This window comes from Enterococcus sp. DIV0574 (assembly GCF_051711125.1).
Classification (GTDB): domain Bacteria; phylum Bacillota; class Bacilli; order Lactobacillales; family Enterococcaceae; genus Enterococcus_D; species Enterococcus_D gallinarum.
On the sequence record NZ_JBIOMA010000001.1, the window covers coordinates 1,727,797 to 1,746,010 of the forward strand.

An 18,214-nucleotide genomic window follows, 5' to 3' on the forward strand; every position below is an offset into this window, starting at 1 on the left:
GATAGTTGTATTGGTGGACCTCAATCCATAGATACAACTTTTTAGAGAACCTTCTAAAGTGCTGTATCTATGCTGGTAAATGAATCTTTCACCGCATAGAACGATTAGTCTATGCGGTTTTTGCTTGAAGCAACTGCCGGATTGTCGGCAGTTGCTTTTTTTAGTTCTCAAGTATAAACAAAAAAATGAGAAAGAAGCGAGGAGAGTTAAAAATGAAAAACAAAGGATTAATTGCTGCAGTTATTGTTATTTTTGGATTTTTATTGGCGGCTTTTGGGTACCAAATGGGAGCAAAACAAACAGGAGCATCCGCTGAACAACCTACGGATCAAACAGCAAAAAAAGAACACAAAACGGTGGGTATTCTGCAATTTGTCAGTCATGAAGCGCTCGACGAAATCACTCGAGGCGTCAAAGAAGGGTTAAAACAATCGGGTTATACCGAAGGGGATAATTTAACAATCGAATTTCAAAATGGCCAAGCGGATCAAAGTAAATTAGCGACCATGAGTCAGCAATTGCTGAACAAAGGCGCTGATGTATTAGTAGGGATAGCAACACCTGCTGCTCAAGCTTTGGCTAATACTACTAAGGATGTGCCAATCGTTTTAGGCGCGGTGACCGATCCGGTTGGGGCCAATCTAGTAGCTGATATGGATAAACCTGGAGGAAATATCACTGGAGTATCAGATAAAACACCAGTAGCTGCTCAGTTTGAATTAGCCCAAGAATTGATGCCAGAGGCAAAATCAGTTGGTATCTTATATTCTTCAACAGAGGATAACTCCAAGTATCAAGCAGCAGAAGCAGAAGCGGCCGCAGAAAAATATGGATTGACGTCAAAAAAATATGCAGTTCCTTCAAGCAATGAAATTGCTCAGACGGTACAGGTGATGGCAGAAACCGTCGATTTCATTTTTATCCCATTGGATAATACGATTGCCAATGCGATGCAGACGGTTGTCGGAGAAGCAAACAAAACGAAAACACCAATCATCACCTCTGCAGAAACGATGGTGCAACAAGGTGGCTTGGCGACTGTGGGTCAAAATCAGTTTAGCTTAGGTGTCCAATCAGGTAAAATGGCAGCTGCGATCTTAAAAGGGGAATCTGATCCAGCAACAACCCCCATCTATACTTTTAAAGATGGCGATACGGTCATTAATGAAAAGCAAGCTGAATTTCTTGGCATCACTATTCCAGAAGCACTCAAAGAAAAAGCCAGACTCATTTCTGAAGAAGCGACCGAAACAACATCAAGCACAGACTAACCATTGAAACAGCTGCTCTTAAAAGGGTGATAGCAATGCTAACTAACGTTTCATAAAGAAACAAGAAAAAAATCTATTGCTTTTAAGGAATATGTGTCCTGACAGAAACTTCTTGTTGTCAGGACAGGGGTTTGGAAGACAGATAGAAAAACAAGTAACGAGGAGGAAAAAAAATGATCGTTTCAGCGATTGGGCAAGGATTCCTTTGGGGGATTCTTGGGTTAGGTATTTTTATGACGTATCGAATTTTAAATTTTCCAGATATGACTACTGAGGGCTCTTTTCCTCTTGGCGGCGCGGTCTGTGTGACTGCTATCACGCAAGGTGTCTCACCGATAGTAGCTACGCTTTTAGGGGTAGGTGCGGGGATGTGTGCCGGATTAGTAACTGGTCTTTTATATACGAAAGGCAAGATCCCAGTAATTCTAGCTGGAATCCTTGTGATGTCGGGACTAAATTCAGTGATGCTGTTTGTGATGCGCTCGCCAAATCTTTCTCTATTGAATCAACCAAAAATCCAAGATTTCTTCACGAAGCTAAATTTGCCTAATTACTTTGATACTGTGTTGATCGGATTAGTGATGGTATTAGTGATCGGGGCTGTCTTGCTATTCTTTTTCCATACCAATCTTGGGCAAGCCTATATTGCCACAGGAGACAACGAGCATATGGCTAAATCACTAGGGATCGATACAGACACTATGAAGATCATTGGCTTAGTTGTTTCCAATGGAGTGATTGCATTATCTGGGGCATTGATCGCCCAAAATGATGGTTACGCAGATGTTAGTAAAGGAATCGGGGTCATTGTAATAGGGTTAGCATCGATTATCATCGGTGAAGTATTATTTGGCGAACTAACATTATTGGAGCGGCTCGTAGCGATTGTTGTGGGCAGTATCATTTATCAGCTGTTGATCCTATTTGTGATCAGAGCTGGCTTTGATACTACTTACTTAAAAATCTTTTCGGCGATCGTCTTGACGCTTTGTCTATTGATCCCGCAATTCAAAAATGCACTGCACTTGCGGACGGGTTTCGAAAAGGAGGATGAATGATGTTAACGATCAATAAAGCAACCAAAATCATTGGCAATGGTCCTCATGAAAAGAAGACGCTCTTACAGAAAGTAGATTTAAAACTGCAACCAGGGGAATTTGTGACTGTAGTCGGCGGCAATGGTGCTGGAAAAAGTACATTGTTTAATTGTATATCCGGTTCACTGCCACTTACTAGTGGTCAGATCTTGATCGATGACCAAGATGTCACGCAGTTGTCAGAAGAAAAAAGAGCTGTTTACTTGTCAAGAGTCTTTCAAGACCCTAAAATGGGCACTGCGCCGCGAATGACCGTCGCTGAAAATCTATTGTTGGCGCAACGTCGTGGACAGAAAAGGAATTTGCATTTGCGCCAATTACAAGCACAAAAAGATGTTTATTACCAATTATGTCAAGAAGTGGGCAACGGGCTCGAACAACATTTGGATACACCAACAGGAAATTTATCTGGTGGGCAACGCCAAGCATTGAGTCTTTTGATGGCAACGATCCAGACCCCAAAATTGCTGCTTTTAGACGAACATACTGCGGCATTGGATCCGAAAACGTCTAAACAGTTGATGCAAATCACTGCAGATCGAGTGGAACAACAACAGTTGACTTGCTTGATGATCACTCATCGCATGGAAGATGCTCTAAAATATGGCAACCGATTGATCTTGCTTCGTAAAGGGCAGATCGTGAAAGATTTATCCGCAGCAGAAAAAGCGCAGCTTCGTTTGCAAGATCTATTACTATTCTTTGAAGACGACCTTTAGAAAACCGAATCTACCAGTGAAAATCGCAGAAAAAAAATAAATGAAAACCAGTGAAATGAAAAAAATAAGAAAAAATCATTGACAACTTTCAAAGTTCAACCTATACTTAGGACAATCTTACATCAGTTTGGAGCGAACAATCATGAAACAATTGCAAGCGAACCCCTCACAACTGAATAAATATTACTTTAGCTATTTTAGATAGGTTTGTATTCATGAAACACATGGGTACAAACACTCGTTTGTATCTATGATGGCTAAGGCATTTCGTAATGACTTTAAAGCCACGTAGATCGTAAAATCTATAGTGGCTATTTTTTATATTCACATATCAGCTGATATGTAATGTTTGAAGGTGTTCACTGTAGATTCTATCAATTTACAGTGGACATCTTTTTTTGTTGAAAGGAATGAATAGGATGAACCAATTAATCACTGGACACACCCGTTTAGCAGCGTTGTTTGCGAAACCTGCCAAACACAGCATCTCGCCAGCCATGCATAATCTTTCTTTTGAAGATCAAAAAGTGGATGCTGTCTATCTAGCTTTTGATGTTGAACCAGAAAGTTTAGCAGCAAGTATCCAAAGTATTCGTCAGCTTGATTTGTTAGGGGTCAATTTATCGATGCCGCACAAAATGGCAGCTGTTCCTTTAGTCGATGAATTATCTCCTGCCGCAGAACTGATTGGTGCTATCAATACAATCGTCAACCACAAAGGTCATTTGATCGGTCACAATACGGATGGGATTGGATTTATGCGAGCGCTAGGAGACATTGAAGTCTCGATTATTGGCGGTACCATGACAGTTATCGGCGCTGGTGGAGCTGCTACAGCAATTATTAGTCAAGCTGCCTTAGATGGGGTAGAAACCATTCATGTTTTTAATCGAAACGATGAATTTTATCCAGTGATTGAAAGCAAGCTGCAACAAATCGCGGCGGCTACTACCTGCAACATCACACTTGGTGATCTAGATGATCAGCAAGCATTGGGTCTGGCGATCAAAGAGAGCCAATTGCTAGTAAATGCGACTGGTGTTGGAATGAAGCCGCAGGAAGATGCCAGCCCATTAAAAGACCGCGGAATGTTACGAGAATCGTTGGCAGTTTATGATGTGATCTATAATCCGCGAGAAACACGGCTGTTGCGTGAAGCAAAAGCCGCGGGAGCAAAAACAGCCAATGGGTTAAGTATGTTGCTCTACCAAGGCGCGGCGGCTTTTGAGCTATGGACTGATAAAAAAATGCCGATTGAGAAAGTCAAAACACTGATTGAAAAAATGTAAAAAAACTAATAACTATGAAGGTAGGAAGAAAAAATGATCGTAATTATGAAACCAAATGCCACGGCAGAACAAGTAGAAGTTGTTGTGAAACGAATCAAAAAAGAAGGATTAGATGTACAGGTCAATCAAGGGAAGGAACAAATCGTCATTGGACTTAAAGGAGATACGCGTCTGATCCAAGATGTCGCTTTTCGCAGCTACGATGGTGTAGAAGACGCAATTCGTATTTCCAATACGTATAAATTGACTTCGCGGGAATTTCATCCGCAGGACACGGTAGTTGATGTTGATGGTGTCAAAATCGGAGATGGACATTTCGTAACAATGGCTGGCCCATGTTCGATCGAAGGATTAGAACAAATCCGTGAATGTGCACGGATCGCCAAAGCTGGCGGTGCTCAAATCTTACGAGGAGGTGCTTTCAAACCTCGGACCTCTCCTTACGCTTTCCAAGGTCTGGAAGAAGAAGGGCTGAAATACATCCGTCAAGCTGCCGATGAAACAGGGATGAAAGTCATCACTGAAGTAATGGACGAAGGACATATCGATATGGTTGCGGAATACAGCGATATTTTGCAAATCGGTGCTCGTAACATGCAGAATTTCAAACTATTAGCGGCTGTCGGTAAAACAGGAAAACCTATTGGATTGAAGCGGGGAATTTCAGGAACAATTGATGAATGGTTGAATGCTGCAGAATACATTGCTGTTCAAGATAAAAGTGAAGTGATCTTCATTGAGCGGGGAATTCGAACATACGAAACAGCAACGCGGAATACATTCGACCTTAGTGCTGTACCGATCATCAAAAAGTTGAGTCATTTCCCAATTATCGTTGATCCTAGTCATGGGACAGGTATCTGGGATCTAGTTCCGCCAATGGCTAGAGCTGGGGTTGCTGCGGGCGCAGACGGCATGATCGTTGAGATCCATCCAGATCCGGCAAATGCTTGGTCTGATGGTCCTCAATCATTGAACGAAAAAACCTACATGAATATGATGAATGAAGTCCATATCATGGAAAAAGCGATGAAAGAAATCAAAGCACTGCAAAAATAATCGTCGTTTTTCAGCTGAGAATGACAGCTATTTCAGAAGAAATCAAGTCATTGTGAAGACTAAAAAAGGAGTGTACCATTTGATGTTACACATAAATTTAGCAAAACATTCGTATGATATTGTCATTCAACGAGGTGCCTTTCAAGAAGTAGGGAAATGGGTCAAAGGACTTTGGCAACCTCAAAGGATCGCAGTGATTACGGATAGTAACGTTTCCCCAATCTATGGACAAGTCATTATTGATGCGCTTACTCATGAAGGATTTGCAGCAAAATTACTTGTTGTTCCAGCGGGAGAAAAGAGCAAGTCTCTTGAGCAAGCGACGATTCTTTATGATCGTTTAGCAGAACTTGGGCTGACCCGAAGCGATGGAATAATTGCGCTGGGCGGCGGAGTAATCGGAGATTTAGCAGGTTTCGTGGCTTCGACCTATATGCGAGGAATCCATTTTCTTCAGATTCCCACGACTTTATTGGCGCAAGTAGATTCTAGTATTGGCGGCAAAACAGCTGTCAATACTGGAAATGCTAAAAATTTGGTTGGAACCTTTGCCCAACCCGCTGGTGTTTTGATCGATCCAGAACTTTTACGATCATTACCACTTTATCGCGTACAAGAAGGAATTGCAGAGATCATTAAGTCGGCAGCAATCGCTGATGACCAGTTATGGCAAAAACTAGCCGAATTGCAAGATGAGACGGCATTATTGGACCATGCAGAACAAGTGATCACCGCGGCTTTAACGGTCAAACGAAAAGTTGTCGAGGAAGACCCTTTCGATCATGGCAGTCGCTTGATGTTGAATTTCGGCCATACCATCGGACATGGGCTAGAAAAAACAGCAGCGTTTGAAATCAGCCATGGTGCAGGAGTAGCAATCGGCATGGTGATGATCACCCAACACGCGGAGTCCATCGGATTATCTCCAAAAGGAACTACGGCCCAATTAATAGAAATGATCAGCAAGTTTCATTTGCCTACTCAGTCAGAATCGGTTGACAAAGATCAGTTGTATCAAGCGATCACTCATGATAAAAAGACCCGAGGAAACCAATTGAAGATTATTTTGTTAGAAAAAATCGGTCAAGCGAAGATCGTTACGATCCCTACAGAAGAAATCAAAAATTATTTATAAAAAAGAGAGGAAGCGGCGGATGATGCGTTATATTACAGCAGGTGAATCCCACGGACCTGAATTGACCGCAATTATTGAAGGTCTACCGGCGGGATTACCCTTAACAGCAGCAGATATCAATCACGAACTAGCGAGAAGACAAACGGGTTATGGCCGCGGCGGTCGCATGCTGATTGAAAAAGACCAAGTCCGTATTACTTCCGGCATCCGACATGGAAAAACATTAGGGTCGCCTGTGACATTGGTTGTGGAAAATAAAGACTGGAAAAATTGGACGAAAGTGATGGCAATCGAGGAAGTTCCTGAAAAAGATCGGAAATTACGACGAGTGGCTCGGCCTAGACCAGGACATGCAGACTTGGTCGGAGGCATGAAATACCGTCATCAGGATTTGCGAAACGTCTTAGAGCGTTCCTCTGCGCGGGAAACAACGATGCGAGTGGCCATTGGTGCAATTGCCAAAAAAATCTTAAAGGAATTAGGGATTGAAGTGGCTGGCCATGTGACAATGCTTGGCGGCATCAAAGCAGCTATTCCTGATGGTTTGACTGTTCAAGAAATTGCCGAGCGCTCCGAAGCATCTGAAGTTCGGGTGTTGGATCCTTCTGTCGAAGAAGAAATCAAGCAATTGATCGACCAAACCAAGAGAAATGGGGATACGATTGGTGGCGTCGTAGAAGTTCTAATCGGGGGTGTCCCCGCTGGTCTAGGCAGTTATGTGCAGTGGGATAAAAAATTGGATGCCAAAATTGCGCAGGCCGTGGTTAGTATCAATGCATTTAAAGGTGCTGAATTTGGTGTCGGATTTGAAGCAGGAGTCTTACCCGGTTCGCAAGTGATGGATGAAATCCTCTGGGATCAGCAAAAAGGATACACGCGTCGCAGCAATAATTTGGGCGGATTTGAAGGAGGAATGACAAATGGAGAACCGATTGTCGTTCGTGGAGTGATGAAGCCCATTCCAACATTATACAAACCGTTGCAAAGCGTTGATATCGATAGCAAAGAGCCCTACAAAGCAAGTGTTGAACGTTCAGATAGTACGGCAGTTCCTGCAGCCAGTGTGGTTTGTGAAAATGTCGTTGCTACAGTAGTAGCCAATGAAATACTCGAAAAATTTCCGAGTGACTCCTTTGAAGAATTACAAACAGCTGTCCAAGAATACCGTGACTACTTGCTTCATTACTAAAATTCATTACTAAAAGTAGTGGAGTTTATCCCACTACTAAAAAAATATCTTGAGAAAAAGGAAACGAGGGACATTCCAATGTCACAAAAAATCATGATCGCTGGTCTAGGATTGATCGGTGCTTCGTTGGCAAAATGCATCAAAAAAGCTGTTGCTGACAGCTATCTGATTGGTTGGGATCATTGTGAATCGACCAATGAAATTGCCATACAGTCACAGATTGTTGACTTCGTGCCAGCTTCATTTACTGAAGGAGCGATCCAATCAGATATCATCATTTTGGCACTTCCAGTGGAGATCACGAAAGCTTATTTGGCTGAATTGGGAAGAGTAACTTTAAAGTCAAATGTCTTAGTAACGGATACTGGTAGTACAAAAGCAGAGATTGTTCAATTTGCGCAGCAATTCTCCTTTGATTTTATTGGCGGTCATCCTATGGCTGGCTCTCATAAATCGGGTATTTTAGCAGCAGATGAGAATTTATTCGAAAATGCCTACTACATTTTCACCCCGACTACTAGCAACCGCATGAATGAACTGCAGCGATTGTTTCAAGGGACCAGAGCAAAATACGTCGAATTGGCACCAAACGAGCATGATCAAATCACTGGAATGCTAAGTCATTTACCTCATATTATTGCTTCCGGGTTAGTCAATCAGGCGAATACGTTTAATCAATCACAGCCTAGGGCTCAGCAACTAGCCGCAGGAGGGTTTCGGGACATCACTCGCATTGCTTCTTCCGATCCCCGCATGTGGACGGATATTTTATTAAGTAATCGACAGGAGCTTTTGCAGCTAATCGCAACCTGGCAAAAACAAATGGAGCAAGTATCACAGTGGTTGCTGACTAAAGATGAAAAAGCAATATTCCGTTTTTTTGAAGATGCTAAAGAAACAAGAGACCATTTACCTATCCACCAAACTGGAGCAATTCCAGCGTTCTATGATCTATTGATCGATGTTCCGGATCATCCGGGTGTGGTAGCAGAGGTCACCCAGCTGTTAAGCACAGGCAATCTCTCATTGATCAATTTAAAAATTTTAGAGACGCGTGAAGATATACTTGGTGTCTTGCAGATTTCTTTCAAAAGTCAAAAAGAGCTGCAGCAAGCCCAGCAGCTGATCACTGAAAATACGACCTATCAATGTCGGATAAAATAGGAGAACAATGATGAAACTACTTAAAGCTAACCACCTAAGAGGCACACTGACAGTCCCTTCAGATAAATCTATTTCTCACCGCAGCATCATGTTTGGTGCATTAGCAGAAGGGACGACGACGGTTCGTAATTTTTTAAGAGGGGAAGATTGTCTTAGTACCCTTCACGCTTTTCAAGAATTGGGAATCCCCATTCAAGATGACGGCGAGACGATCACGATCACTGGTCAAGGGTTTGGCGGTTTGAAAGCTGCTGACCGTCCGATTGATGTAGGAAATTCAGGCACAACGATTCGTTTAATGATGGGGATTTTAGCCGGGCAACCTTTCACAACTACTTTACTGGGGGATGATTCGTTGAATCAGCGACCAATGAATCGAGTGATGTTGCCATTGAATCAAATGGGTGCGAGACTTAACGGCAGCAATGAAAGTGAGTTTCCACCGATTACTATTCAAGGTACACGCGATTTAAGCCCAATCGATTATTCAATGCCTGTTGCTAGTGCACAAGTCAAATCAGCGTTACTTTTTGCCGCATTGCAAGCACAGGGTACCTCCCGAATCGTCGAGAAAGAACCGAGCCGCAACCATACGGAAGAAATGATTCGTCAATTTGGCGGCGAGATCACGGTTAAAGGAAAGGAGATTCAAATTACAGGTCCTCAATCCTTTGTTGGACAAGAAGTGATTGTACCAGGTGATATTTCTTCAGCTGCTTTTTTCTTAACCGCAGGAGCTGTTTTACCCAATAGTGAAATCACGCTAGAAAATGTTGGGATTAACCCGACGCGAACAGGAATTTTAGATGTGCTGGAACAAATGGGTGCTCAGATTTCACTGACAGCGATCGATCAGAACAATCAATCAGCTACGATTACTATTCATTCTTCTGTATTAAAAGGAATCGAGATCCAAGGCGCGATCATTCCTCGACTCATTGATGAATTACCAATCATCGCTTTGTTAGCTACACAAGCTGTCGGCCAAACGGTGATTCGTGATGCTGAAGAATTGAAAGTCAAAGAGACGAACCGAATCGATGCGACCGCAGAAGAATTAACGAAACTGGGAGCAGATATCACGCCAACGGAAGATGGACTGATTATTAATGGTCCGACACCCCTTCATGGTGGCAACGTGTCCAGTCGCGGCGATCATCGAATTGGTATGATGCTGCAAGTAGCTGCTTTATTGACGCAAGAAGATGTGGAATTAGAACAGGCGGAAGCAGTAGCGGTCTCCTACCCCCACTTCTTTGAGGATCTCCGCCAATTAACTGGAGGTGATGTTGAATGAAAGGAATCGTTTTGATCGGTTTTATGGGTGCTGGTAAAACAACTATTGGCCGCTTGTTAGCAGAACGATTACAGTTGGCACATGTTGATTTTGACGATCTGATCGTTGAATCGATCGGCATGACGATCCAAGACTATTTTGATCGTTACGGGGAAGCCGCTTTTCGAGAAAAAGAAACGGAGATTTTGACTCATTCATTAACACTTGATCAAGTGATCTCTACTGGTGGCGGCATCATCCTAAAAGAAGAAAATCGGCAACTATTGCAGCAGTTTCCGAAAGTCGTCTATTTAAAAACGGAGCCAGAAGAATTGCTCAATCGGTTGAAAAAGGATACGGTCAATATTCGTCCGCTTGTCGTTTCGAAATCGCCGGCAGAAATCATTGATATTTATCGTCCAAGAATGCCACTATACGAAGAAAGTGCGACAGTAGTGATCGATACCACCCGCAAATCTCCAGCAGAGATCGTGACTGAAATCATTCAAAAAGCAGGTGAATAAATGAAGATTGGTTATCTAGGCCCAAAAAACTCCTTCACTTATCGAGCCGCCTGTGAATCTTTTTTAAATGAAGAAATGGTTCCTTTTGGATCGATCCCATTATGTATTCAAGCATTAGTAGCAGGGGACATCCAACGAGCGGTAGTCCCCAATGAAAATTCATTAGAGGGTTCGGTTCATGCAACAATCGATACACTTTTCCGACAAAAGGAACTGATCATTGAACAAGAAGTGATTTTGCCTATCAACCATCAGCTGCTGACCATTCAGTCAGGACAGCAGATTTCCAAAATCATTTCTCATCCACAGGCTTTGGCCCAATGTGCGGAGTTTTTGCAACATAACTTTCCAGATGTTCCTATTGAAGCGGTGGCATCGACGACTGCTGCTGCCGTCTTTGTCGCAGAGCATCCAGCGGAGCCGGTAGCAGCCATTGCTTCCAAAGAAGCAGCCCATGCTTATGGTCTATTCATTCAGGAAAAAAATATCCAGGATACGACTAGCAACCAAACTCGTTTTTGGATCTTGCAAAAAGACACAAACGAATCGAGCGTTTTCCATGATAAGGCAACGAAAGCCACGATCTATGTGACCTTGCCTACCAATCGACCAGGTAGTCTGCATCAGATTTTGGCCGCTTTTGGCTGGCGCGGCATTGACTTGAGCAAAATCGAATCCCGACCATTAAAAACGAGTCTAGGGGAATATTTTTTTGTGATAGATTTAGTGCTAAATCAGCCTTGGGCCTTGGTTGAGAATGCCTTAGAAGAAATCAGGATGTTAAATTGTAATGTCCATCTTCTAGGTACGTATGCTGTGAAGAAAATAGGTGAAGGAAATGAAAGAGAGGAAAATCAGTCCTTGCGAGGATGCTGATTTATTAGCTAAACTTTATCAAAGTGTTCAAGAGGTCCATCATCAATTGATACCTAACGTTTTCAAATCCTTTGACTACGAGGCATTCCGCGACTTGTTACAGGATTTGCTTGCCACAGAAACGCATCATTTTTTTGTAGCCTGGCAAAAACAACCTTGCGGATTTATTCATCTAAAAGAGATTGAGTTATCGGATACACCGCTGATGGTCTCTCAACGTCGACTTGAGATCGAAGCGTTATCGGTTGAAAATGCGTACCAGAAGCAAGGGGTCGGTGAAGCCTTATTAACCCATGCCGCAGATTTTGCTCGAGAAAAGCAGTTTGCAACCCTCACTCTGAATTTCTGGACCAAAAACCAAGTGGCTGATTTTTACCAACGAAATGGTTTTCAAGTTGAACGTTACAGAGCAAGCAAGATTTTATGAGCCGCTTTTCATCTTTCTATCAAAAAGTTGCTAGGAAAATCTTAAAATTTAAAAAAATAGCTTTCTTTCTTTTTTTCGTAAGGTATTCTTATAAGAAAGAAAAGCTTTTTTTATTTGGAGGATACTGTCCTATGAGTCGAATGGACCGCAACAAAAAATTGCATGAACAATTAGCGAAAGAAGAGCAACGAGCTGCTCATAAAGAAACGATCTTTGCTCGTCGAGAAACAAAATCTGTGAGAAGACCTCAAAAGGAAGAAGAATATTCAGCAGAAAACGATTTTGCACAACAAAGGGAGAACGACCAAACAAGTCAGAAGCGGTCTTCTGGCAATCATTCGTCAAAAAAAACAACCCTTCAGCGGCCGAATCTGTTAACTGGCAAAAAAACCAAGTCAAAATCCTTTGGTAAACAAAAGGATTTCGGCAACAATGGTCAGTCAGTTAACAAGAAGCCAGCGAAACAAGAGCAGAAAGTAAAATCAAAAGAAGCTAAACGTAAGAAACGGCCAATTTTGCGTTTCATCCTGTATGTGCTAGTGTTTGTACTTGCTTACTCGATCGTGGCTTTTGTGGCAGGGCAGCAGGTGGCCAAAAGCGATGCACAAGTCTCAGAGACGGAAACGTTTAATGGTGTAGCATCTGCGAACGGAGCAAAAAATATTTTGCTTTTAGGAAGCGACAGCCGTAAAGGCGAAACTGGTCGTGCAGACACGATCATGGTGCTGCAATTGGATGGCCCTTCAAAGAAACCGAAGCTGCTTTCTTTCATGCGGGATACGCTAGTCACGATTCCGGGATATGGAGAAAACAAGATCAATGCAGCTTATGCATTTGGCGGGGCAGAGTTAGTTCGGCAAACGTTAGCTGAAAATTTCGGAATCCAAACGAATTATTATGTCAAAGTAGACTTTCAATCTTTCGAAAAAGTGATTGACACCCTTTTTCCTAGTGGTGTACCGATCAACGCTGAGAAAGATATGAGTAAAAACCTTGAAGTCCCTATCAAGAAAGGGCAACAGAATATGAACGGTTTAGAATTATTGCAATATGCGCGGTTCCGTATGGATGAAGAAGGCGACTTTGGGCGTGTGCGTCGACAACAACAAGTGATGGATGCTGTGTTTAATGCCATGAAAAATCCTTTATCCATCGTTAAATTGCCATACGCAGCAGGGAAAGTCCTAGGGTATGCTTCTACTAATCTGCCAGTTAGCTTCTTGCTGAGAAACACATTTTCGATTGCCAAAGGCGCAGGGGGCATTGATCGCTTAACTGTTCCTGTCGATGATTCATGGCAGTATGGCTCAACCTATGAAGCAGGAAGTGTGCTGGTCATCAACTTTGATACCAATAAACAAGCCATCGAAAGTTTCTTAAATCAGTAAGTTTAACTGAAAACTTTTTGAAAAGAGTTTTGAAAGCTTACTGGTTTATGCTATATTATTAATGACGTTTGAAATATGTTGAAACGAGGAAAAGAAATGAAATTAGCCGTTGTTACTGACAGTACAGCTTACTTGCCTGAACGCATCCAGGATCACGCTGACTTGTTCGTTATCCCAATACCTGTTATTTTAGATGGAAAAAGCTATAACGAAGGGATCGACATTCAGCCAGATGAATATTACTCTTTGCTGAAAAACAGTAAAGAATTTCCTAAAACTTCTCAACCTGTCCTTGGTGAAGTGATTGCATTATACGAAACCCTTGCCCAGAAAGGTTATGATACGATCTTAAGTATTCACCTTTCTAGCGGCATTTCTGGCTTTATCAATACGTTATATGGTATCAAAGATGATATCAAAGGCGCGCGGGTTATTCCCTATGATTCTAAAATCACCAGCATGCCAATGGGACATATGGTAGAAGCTGCATTGGATCTGAACCAACAAGGCAAAACCATTGAAGAGATCGTGACCCACATCGATCGCATCCGCGATAATACGTATGCTTATTTGATCGTAGATGACTTAAACAATCTTGTGCGAGGTGGACGTTTAACAAATGGTGCTGCATTGATCGGCGGATTATTGAAAATCAAACCGATCTTGACTTTTGACGAAGGAAAAATCGTGCTTTATGAGAAGATTCGTTCCAGTAAAAAAGCTTTTAATCGCGCAGAAGACATTATTGGTCAAAGAGAATCAGAAATCGCTTACCCAGTGAAATTCTATGTGATCCATGCCAATAACTTGTCTGTGGCTTTAGAGGAAAAGGCGAAGCTGCAAAAGAAATACCCTGATGCCGAAATCGAAGTGGGTCATTTTGGTCCTGTGATTGGTTCTCATTTGGGTGAAAAAGCGATTGGGATTGCCATCGCAGCGCAATAATAAAAGTGAGTTATTTATTCCTATGCAATTATTTGATTTTTATAAAAATACCTATGTTACTTAGAAGCTTGTCAAGGGATTCCTTTTGCTAGTTTCTGGTCACATGGGTATTTTTTTTGCTTTAAAAGCATCTTGCTTGTTTATCTGATTCACACTGACTATACTTAATCCAATTACTACTTTAGTAAATTACTAAACAGGAGGATGGAAAATGAAAATACCAGAAAACTTAAAACACAAACCCGTCATCAAAGTTGAAGACTATGATACAGTAGACGGACGCTATGCGCTTCATACGGATGCGAAAGGCTTATCGTTGGGTCTGGCACAATGGAATGATCGAGGTAAAGTAGATATCTCAGGGAAAGTATGGCGGCACACGGGGGAAAAGTGGTCTCGTCAATCAGAAGAACTCCCATTATCACGGATTCTTGACTTAGCGATCCTTGTCGCGCAATCTAGCCTCTATTTTCAAGATGCCTATCGTCATGAAAAGTTTTATGATCCAGAAAACCCACTCATCGATATTATTGGACTGCAAGGAAATCGGATGACAGTAGAAGTTGATACAGACAATCCTAAAATTGATGAGGATATTCTATTGTTCTATGATGCCTTGCAAAAAGATGGTGAATTGATCGGTGAACGTTTTCGAATTTTAAGTCGGTTGTTAAACGAATTGGGCTATTAAGAAAGGAGGAATCTACATGGGGATCAATCGTACCCCTTTTACTTTGACAGAAGGTCGACAGTTCAGCAAGTTAGAACAGCAAATGATTTGGCAAAAACCAGCGAGTCATCAGACAAGTCAAGAAGAACTGCGGATCGCTCAAGAAATCAAGCTAAACTGGCAAGATCCAGAGATGAAGATTTTCAATGTTTTATTGGAAGGAGATGCTGGCTCTGGAAAAACGCAATTAGCCAAAGCTCTCTCCTATGATCTTCAATTGCCTTATACCAAAATCACCTGTTTTGCTGATATGGATAAATCAGATGTTTTTGGTGCATTGTTGCCGATCGTAGCAACAGATCAAGAAGAAGACAGTGAATTGTTAGAAGCGATCTATTTGAGTGATAGCTTAGATCAGGTCATTCAAGTGATTGCGGATCACTATTCGCTCACCAGTGAGGGTGCCCGAGAAAAATTAGCAGACTTGATTCGACGAATTGAAGAAACAGATACGACCGATGTCGTTCATTATAAATTTTATCCTTCGGAAATCGTTCGTGCGATGGAAAAAGGGTATCTATTAGAAATCCAAGAACCAACAGTCATCCGGGATGCCTCGGTACTCGTCGCTCTCAACTCTGCATTGGAGCAAAATGGGATGCTGAATCTGCCAACTGGCGTTGTCAGGCGCCATCCGGATTGTGTCGTCATTATCACAACAAATCGGAACTATCAGGGCAATCGTCCATTGAATGAATCTCTTAGAGATCGGATGCAACATGCGGAAAAAATGGACCTTCCTGAACTATCTGTGATGGTCGCACGGGGACTTGCTAAAACCGGCTTTCAAGATCAAGCGATCGCTAGCAAAATGGCAGAGATTATTCGACTTCTCGATACTTCTGCACGAGCAAATGCCATCAAGGGTGTGGCTGGTATGCGATCTTATTTTTATTGGCTGAATACGGTTAAAAATGGGCAATCACCTTTAAATACGTTAGCGGTCAAAGTCTTATACAAGTTAACGACAGATCCAGACGAATTGCGCCTGCTGCAAGAAGCCCTCGATCAATCAGAATTGCTCTTAGAGCTAAGACGTTTGTATCAAGGACAGAAAATGAGTCATCGACAACCAATACAAGGACGCATCGTATCTGCTGAAGAGGCGGATGCGCGAAATATTGAAGAAGCATCCTTGCAGATGGGGACAGCAGCTAGTACTGAAGAAACAGCAGAGACACTGGAGACACCTGAGGTGCTAGATACACAGGAAACAAACCAAGATGATCAGGAAGCGGTGCCTCAAGACACTATAGATGGAGACTCTTTAGAGAGCCAACATTCGTCTGATGAGGGACACACAAAGGAAGGAAGTGAACAATCTGCTCAAGAACCTTCCAGTCAGCATCTTTCGATTGAAGAATTCAGGCAATTGGATAAAGAAGTAAGAAAACAAGCAAATCAAGAAGCGCGGCAAGCGCTAAAACAATCTATCCATGCGAAAGAAGGATTGATTGTGCATCGGCCAAAGCTCCAAGAAAATGCTTCTCAGAAAGCCCAGCAACTTCTAGCACCGTTGTTGCCGGTGGTTGAAACAATAACAAAACAGTTGCTTGAATTATTAGAAAATGAAGCAGCTTCTTCTTATGGCAAAGGAAAATATAGCGGGACACGCTTTGATGCAAGTCGTGTTGCTTATGGCGACTTTCGAACATTTGATAAGAAAAATCCTCCTCATGAACAGCCTTCATTAGCGATCGCTTTACGAATCGATGAATCAGGGTCCATGGTACGGGAGGGACGGATCACCGCTGCACAACAAGCTGCACTCGCAGTGAGTGCGTTTGCACAGCGCCTAGATCTTCCGCTGATGATTTATGGCGACACAGCCGATTTGTCTGTACGAGAGAAGACTTCTCTCTATTCTTATAAGGAATTTGCTGAACCTTTTGATTATGTGCCGGCAAAGCTGATGTCTCTTCAACCCCGACAAAACAATCGTGATGGGGCAGTGCTGCGGGTACTAGCTGAAAAACTTTCCCAACAATCTGCTACGACAAAATTACTATTGACGATTAGTGATGGTCAGCCAAAGGCGATGCCAGATTATACGGGCAATAAGGCGAAAGCGGATATTCAAGCAGTCATCAAAGAGTATGAACGCCAGGAAATCATCTTTTTGTCCGCTGCCATCGGACAAGACAAAGACGTCATCAAAGAAATCTATGGCGCGGAAAGATATATCGATATCAGCAATCTTAAAGAATTTCCCAAACAATTACTAACACTGATCAGCCGTTATTTCTAAATTACGATTCATTCGGCTGCTTTTTAAATAACATCCGTCTTGCATAGAAGTGGGAGGCGGATGTTATTTGTTTCTTATAAAAAGAATATGTAAACTAAATTAAACGAACGTTTTCAATTTCTGCTTCGTATGCTAAACTGATCACAAAGGAGGAACAACAATGACTTTGAATTGGCGTTATATCTATCCTTTCTCTACTGCAGGAGCTTATTTCATTCGAAGAAGAACATTCGAAGAAGAACATTGTGGATGAGTTATGGACTATTTACATTTGTGAGTTCGCTCTTATTTTTTTGTGAAAAGTGGTCATTCTTTTTTTCGTTGGTATGCTCTTGAACGGCGTTTAAAACAGACTTCACAAGACAGTTCTTTTCAAAGTTGGCTCTTTTTACTCCTTATTTTCCTAGGGGTGGTCGGTATTCTATGGATCGGCATGGCAGTTATCTTTTTCCTATATAGTCGTTCATGTTACAAACAATTCCTTTTTTCCGAAGGGGAAAAATCCGTGACGATCCGATTTTTAGTAGGACAATCGCTTCATTTGATGGTTATCGAGGAGACTCTTTTTTCCTTGAACGGGATTGGTTTGGCTTTTTTGATTGGCAATTCATTAGGTGGGATTGTTTTTGAACGAGCCTTTCATGATTTTAGCCAGTTTTTATCAGTTGCCTGCTGGATTACTGAATAGCGGTTCTTCAGTGATATCTTGGGCATGGCATTTACTAATTGGTCTGCTAGTGGTCCTAGGCTGTTGGCTTGGCTACAGGAGCCGGTTGCCTGAAATCGTCAATCGCCATGAAGTAAGTTGATGTGAAAGGATAATGTTCTATCGATGAGAAAAAAATGAACGAGTCTCGTTTGCACTTGCTTGCTAAGA

General features: G+C 42.2%; 17 protein-coding genes. All 17 read left to right on the forward strand.

Annotation, left to right across the window (positions count from 1 at the left end):
• Nucleotides 1–212 precede the first annotated feature (212 nt).
• The 17 genes from trpX (at nucleotide 213) to IGJ45_RS08500 (ending at nucleotide 18,025) form a co-directional block, all read left to right on the forward strand.
• Nucleotides 213–1,271 carry a tryptophan ABC transporter substrate-binding protein gene (gene trpX / locus IGJ45_RS08420; RefSeq protein ID WP_409531720.1) on the forward strand — a complete coding sequence of 353 codons (1,059 nt, stop codon included), beginning with the start codon at nucleotides 213–215 and terminating at the stop codon, nucleotides 1,269–1,271.
• Nucleotides 1,272–1,444: 173 nt separating this feature from the next.
• Nucleotides 1,445–2,329: an ABC transporter permease gene (locus IGJ45_RS08425; protein WP_409531420.1), complete on the forward strand. Its 885-nt coding sequence runs from the start codon at nucleotides 1,445–1,447 to the stop codon at nucleotides 2,327–2,329.
• Nucleotides 2,329–3,087: an ABC transporter ATP-binding protein gene (locus IGJ45_RS08430; RefSeq protein WP_113849705.1), complete on the forward strand. Its 759-nt coding sequence runs from the start codon at nucleotides 2,329–2,331 to the stop codon at nucleotides 3,085–3,087. Before IGJ45_RS08425 ends, IGJ45_RS08430 begins: the two co-directional genes overlap by 1 nt.
• Before the next feature lie 419 nt (nucleotides 3,088–3,506).
• Nucleotides 3,507–4,376: a shikimate dehydrogenase gene (aroE, locus tag IGJ45_RS08435; protein ID WP_113849704.1), complete on the forward strand. Its 870-nt coding sequence runs from the start codon at nucleotides 3,507–3,509 to the stop codon at nucleotides 4,374–4,376.
• Between the two features lie 33 nt (nucleotides 4,377–4,409).
• A complete protein-coding gene (aroF, locus tag IGJ45_RS08440) occupies nucleotides 4,410–5,435 on the forward strand; it encodes a 3-deoxy-7-phosphoheptulonate synthase (protein WP_003126590.1) in 1,026 nt (341 codons plus the stop codon).
• An 82-nt stretch (nucleotides 5,436–5,517) separates the two neighbouring features.
• Nucleotides 5,518–6,570 (forward strand): 3-dehydroquinate synthase, encoded by a 1,053-nt coding sequence (gene aroB / locus IGJ45_RS08445; RefSeq protein WP_409531419.1) that lies wholly within the window; start codon nucleotides 5,518–5,520, stop codon nucleotides 6,568–6,570.
• A gap of 22 nt (nucleotides 6,571–6,592) precedes the next feature.
• Nucleotides 6,593–7,759 carry a chorismate synthase gene (aroC, locus tag IGJ45_RS08450; protein ID WP_060814365.1) on the forward strand — a complete coding sequence of 389 codons (1,167 nt, stop codon included), beginning with the start codon at nucleotides 6,593–6,595 and terminating at the stop codon, nucleotides 7,757–7,759.
• Nucleotides 7,760–7,837: 78 nt separating this feature from the next.
• Nucleotides 7,838–8,923 carry a prephenate dehydrogenase gene (locus IGJ45_RS08455; RefSeq protein WP_003126587.1) on the forward strand — a complete coding sequence of 362 codons (1,086 nt, stop codon included), beginning with the start codon at nucleotides 7,838–7,840 and terminating at the stop codon, nucleotides 8,921–8,923.
• 10 nt (nucleotides 8,924–8,933) lie between these two features.
• Nucleotides 8,934–10,220 carry a 3-phosphoshikimate 1-carboxyvinyltransferase gene (gene aroA / locus IGJ45_RS08460; protein WP_409531418.1) on the forward strand — a complete coding sequence of 429 codons (1,287 nt, stop codon included), beginning with the start codon at nucleotides 8,934–8,936 and terminating at the stop codon, nucleotides 10,218–10,220.
• Complete coding sequence (locus IGJ45_RS08465) at nucleotides 10,217–10,723, forward strand: shikimate kinase (RefSeq protein ID WP_219645329.1); 507 nt, start codon at nucleotides 10,217–10,219, stop codon at nucleotides 10,721–10,723. The genes aroA and IGJ45_RS08465 overlap by 4 nt, the downstream gene beginning before the upstream one ends.
• On the forward strand, nucleotides 10,724–11,599 hold the full coding sequence (gene pheA / locus IGJ45_RS08470) for a prephenate dehydratase (protein WP_409531417.1): 876 nt from the start codon (nucleotides 10,724–10,726) through the stop codon (nucleotides 11,597–11,599).
• Nucleotides 11,562–12,026, forward strand: coding sequence for a GNAT family N-acetyltransferase (locus tag IGJ45_RS08475; protein WP_195957246.1), 465 nt, complete (start codon nucleotides 11,562–11,564; stop codon nucleotides 12,024–12,026). The genes pheA and IGJ45_RS08475 overlap by 38 nt, the downstream gene beginning before the upstream one ends.
• 131 nt (nucleotides 12,027–12,157) lie before the next feature.
• Nucleotides 12,158–13,414, forward strand: coding sequence for an LCP family protein (locus IGJ45_RS08480; protein ID WP_086269189.1), 1,257 nt, complete (start codon nucleotides 12,158–12,160; stop codon nucleotides 13,412–13,414).
• Between the two features lie 96 nt (nucleotides 13,415–13,510).
• Nucleotides 13,511–14,359: a DegV family protein gene (locus IGJ45_RS08485; protein ID WP_005473140.1), complete on the forward strand. Its 849-nt coding sequence runs from the start codon at nucleotides 13,511–13,513 to the stop codon at nucleotides 14,357–14,359.
• Nucleotides 14,360–14,570: 211 nt separating this feature from the next.
• Nucleotides 14,571–15,050, forward strand: a complete 480-nt coding sequence (locus tag IGJ45_RS08490; protein ID WP_003126580.1) for a DUF6530 family protein — start codon at nucleotides 14,571–14,573, stop codon at nucleotides 15,048–15,050.
• 16 nt (nucleotides 15,051–15,066) lie between these two features.
• Nucleotides 15,067–17,337, forward strand: coding sequence for an AAA family ATPase (locus tag IGJ45_RS08495; RefSeq protein ID WP_409531416.1), 2,271 nt, complete (start codon nucleotides 15,067–15,069; stop codon nucleotides 17,335–17,337).
• A gap of 505 nt (nucleotides 17,338–17,842) precedes the next feature.
• Nucleotides 17,843–18,025, forward strand: coding sequence for a hypothetical protein (locus tag IGJ45_RS08500; protein WP_197081131.1), 183 nt, complete (start codon nucleotides 17,843–17,845; stop codon nucleotides 18,023–18,025).
• Nucleotides 18,026–18,214 lie beyond the last annotated feature (189 nt).